The organism is Halomonas sp. CSM-2 (assembly GCF_002119345.1).
Taxonomy (GTDB): domain Bacteria; phylum Pseudomonadota; class Gammaproteobacteria; order Pseudomonadales; family Halomonadaceae; genus Vreelandella; species Vreelandella janggokensis.
The window spans coordinates 1-3,122 of the sequence record NZ_NBYR01000046.1; the positions used below are offsets into that span (position 1 = coordinate 1).

At 50.1% G+C, this 3,122-nt stretch carries 3 protein-coding genes; all 3 read right to left on the reverse strand.

Going from position 1 to position 3,122, the window contains the following annotated elements; translation table 11 throughout:
- Positions 1 to 750: 750 nt before the first annotated feature.
- Genes B7L15_RS19180 through B7L15_RS19190 form a run of 3 tightly spaced genes read right to left on the reverse strand, consistent with a single transcriptional unit; the run spans position 751 to position 2,996 of the window.
- Positions 751 to 1,653 carry a 2OG-Fe dioxygenase family protein gene (locus B7L15_RS19180; protein ID WP_176243738.1) on the reverse strand — a complete coding sequence of 301 codons (903 nt, stop codon included), beginning with the start codon at positions 1,651 to 1,653 and terminating at the stop codon, positions 751 to 753.
- Positions 1,654 to 1,678: 25 nt separating this feature from the next.
- On the reverse strand, positions 1,679 to 2,557 hold the full coding sequence (locus B7L15_RS19185; protein WP_176243739.1) for a DMT family transporter: 879 nt from the start codon (positions 2,555 to 2,557) through the stop codon (positions 1,679 to 1,681).
- A gap of 16 nt (positions 2,558 to 2,573) precedes the next feature.
- On the reverse strand, positions 2,574 to 2,996 hold the full coding sequence (locus B7L15_RS19190; protein WP_254902995.1) for an MFS transporter: 423 nt from the start codon (positions 2,994 to 2,996) through the stop codon (positions 2,574 to 2,576).
- Positions 2,997 to 3,122 lie beyond the last annotated feature (126 nt).

The following is a 3,122-nucleotide window of genomic DNA, read 5'->3' on the forward strand; positions in this document are numbered from 1 at the left end:
CTTCGAGGTCCGGGAAGGACCGTTACTGGGGATCGTCACCAAGATCAACCGCAAGAGCGTGATCGTGTTAGCCGAGGACGGCACCAAACAATACAAGGTCTCGCCGGAGTTGTTAAGGCCTCTCCGCAACGTGAAGTAAGTCAACTACGTCCTGGAATGAACGCTTACTGCGCAATGTCTGCGACCACCACAGCCGACTCTGGAACCGTAACATCATCGACCAGCCCAAGCTGCCCGAGACAGACGTCTTGCTGTGGTACAACGAGTTCTACGATCAGCTACAGTTGTCCTTCTTGGTGCTGAGTATCGTCCGGCACATGATCAAGATGATTTGCCCGAATACCGGCTGGCATCAGCGTTTACAGACACATCTATAGGGTTTCCCGGTACTGCATGCCGGGAGGAAGCTATCACTGAAAGACATGGCCCCATCGGGCTGGGAGCGCTGGTGGGCCGAGTGAGGTATTGAGTACACAAATAAGAACCCCCGCGTAAGTTCATAAGAGCCAAGAGGTGGGGGCCGTGTTGAGCCTGATTTTATGACCATATCTTAGTCATGACAAAACTTAGTTGTAATTAAAGGGACGAGTCGCATGGCCATTGAGCAAGGCATCTGGAAACTGAGAGGCAGTAACGGCGACGCACCGCAGACACGCTGCTCGCCATGCCTGGCGCACTACCAAAAAAGCCCCACATCAGCGGGGTACAAGCAACGATAAGTATACTTGCCATTTATTTGAAAACTTCCAATCAAACATTAGATTCCCGAAGTGATTCAGGGAACTCTATATAAAGTGGAATCTCTCTGTGTGGTTCGAAAGAGTCATAGGAGTGTGACACATGCTCTGGTAAAGCTGGATGCCTGGTAAAGAAAATCAGCATATCTCGGGTGGCGCGGAACTCTTTCTTGGCAGCGCGTACAGGGGAGAGGCTGTGCTTCCTTTCGTGATCCACGATGAGCATGGTATCGAGGAATCGTTTATGCTGTGCTTGCCCTAGTCGCAGATCCTGGTCAAACGCATCCCATCGAGTGCCGTTTGCCTCCCTGTTGTCATGAATGAATGTGATGGCGCTATCATCTGTCGTGTTCTCTATCCCAAGCAAAGTCGTCATAGTATGGTCGACTCCATCAGCATGCACTCCTTCCAGCGCGGGCTCCCCTACCAAATCCGGCGTAGTGATGGTTCTAAGATTGAAAACCGTAGACACACATTTTTGGGAATCGTAGTCAAGCCCGAACCGATGCCTAACATTGATGCCCCATACGATAAACGCCTTGAAAATCAATAGGGCTTGAAATGCTCGGTTCAACTGGAGATCGTCTCCTATCCCCCTGAACTCTCTGACTTTGCCAGAGTCATGGCGTACAAAATCCTCTTGAGCTGACAGAACGAAAGGCTGGAACTCGATCCTGTTGATTGTAGAGTTAAGAAAGTTGAACTCAAAACGCCCATTTTTCGATTCTCTGAAGGGAAGCGTCGGATCAGAGCCTAAGTTGCTGCTGACACCCTTCAGTCCGTCAAAATCCGCATCTGTTGCCCCCATCTCTCGTAGAATCTTTTCCATCAACTCGCCAGTGATGAATATAAACTTTTCGTTAATATATTTTTCTTTGATTTCAAACAATGCATCATGGATATTGAATTTTGGCATATAAAACCTCTCCATTTTTAAATCATTATTTCCTACAAAGCCCCACGCCCAAGAGTGCAAACGCGAAGCCGAGCATTTGAAGTGGCATGAGCTTGTCGCCAAACAACAACCAAGCCTCTAGTGCAGCCAGAGGTGGAGCGAGTAACATCAACGATGTCGCTTTCGTCGCGCTTCCGCTGCGAACCAGAAAGATCAGAAGATAAGTTCCTAACCCCGACAAAATGAGAACTGCCCACGAGAGCGCAAATAAGAGCTCCCCATTAAACGACAGCTGGGACTCGCCCAGCACGAATGCCAACGTAATGGCAGTAATAGTGGCAGACGCATTCTGAATGGCCAGAGATGGCAACAATTCGGATTTCGCAATAGACATTTTCTGCAGGATGGTTCCCCACGTTATGGATAACACAGAGGTCAATGCGATGAGCGGAACTACGATGGTGTAGCTCTGCTTTGCTTGCAGGGCGATAGTAGGGAAAAGCACCATCGCAACACCGAACAGACCGACAAAAATGCCCGTTGCTTGGGCAGGCCTGACGCTCTCTCGCATGAATGTCAGGCCTATCACCATAGTGAATACAGGGTGCAAAGCCCCTAGCAATGCCATAAGTGCAGCAGGAAACCCTTGTGATATAGCCCAATAGCTTCCACCGAGATAAATGCCATTGATGAACAGCCCCGCCAGGGCATGTCTGTGCCATTCGATGACAGGGGGGAAATTCTTTTTGAGTGCTATCGCGATAGCCGCGAAAAGCAGAGATGAAAGAAAAAACCTGATTGCCAGAAAAATGTTTGGCGATGCAGAACCTACAATCAACCTTCCAACAATGAACCCTGTGGACCAAAGCAGCACAAAGAGGCAGGAAATCAATAGAGTGGCGTTGTCGGCGCTCTTTTGTGTCATATGCATTCCCAGAGCATCAACGTGCGCGCTCAGTCATAAAGTACAAGACAGAGACGAGAACAAAGGCTATTCCGCCAACAGAGGCACCGCGCCATCCATAGTGAGCAAACAGCCATCCTCCGAACGCAGACCCTATAGCGCCTCCGCAGAAGAAAGTTGTCATGTATAAGCCATTTAGACGTCCACGGATTTCCGGTGCCAGCGCGAAGATCACTCGCTGTCCGAGAACTAGGTTGGCCGATACCGCAAAGTCGAGCGCAATACCTGCAATTACAAACATCGCTAAAGATAGACGCGATCCGATATCACCGATGTAGGTGATAGCGAAAGCGCCTATAGCCAGCAACATTGCTGCCGCGGTCGCCGACCTGATCCATCCCCGATCGGCGATCCGCCCTGCGATAGGCGCTGCAATTGCTCCAGCAACGTAAGCGTTCATTCCAGGACGTAGTTGACTTACTTCACGTTGCGGAGAGGCCTTAACAACTCCGGCGAGACCTTGTATTGTTTGGTGCCGTCCTCGGCTAACACGATCACGCTCTTGCGGTTGATCTTGGTGACGATC

Excerpts from the sequence above, each read along its gene's own strand:
- B7L15_RS19180 (WP_176243738.1), bottom strand. The coding sequence starts at position 1,653 with ATGCCAAAATTCAATATCCATGATGCATTGTTTGAAATCAAAGAAAAA.
- B7L15_RS19185 (WP_176243739.1), bottom strand. The coding sequence starts at position 2,557 with ATGACACAAAAGAGCGCCGACAACGCCACTCTATTGATTTCCTGCCTC.
- B7L15_RS19190 (WP_254902995.1), bottom strand. The coding sequence starts at position 2,996 with ATGAACGCTTACGTTGCTGGAGCAATTGCAGCGCCTATCGCAGGGCGG.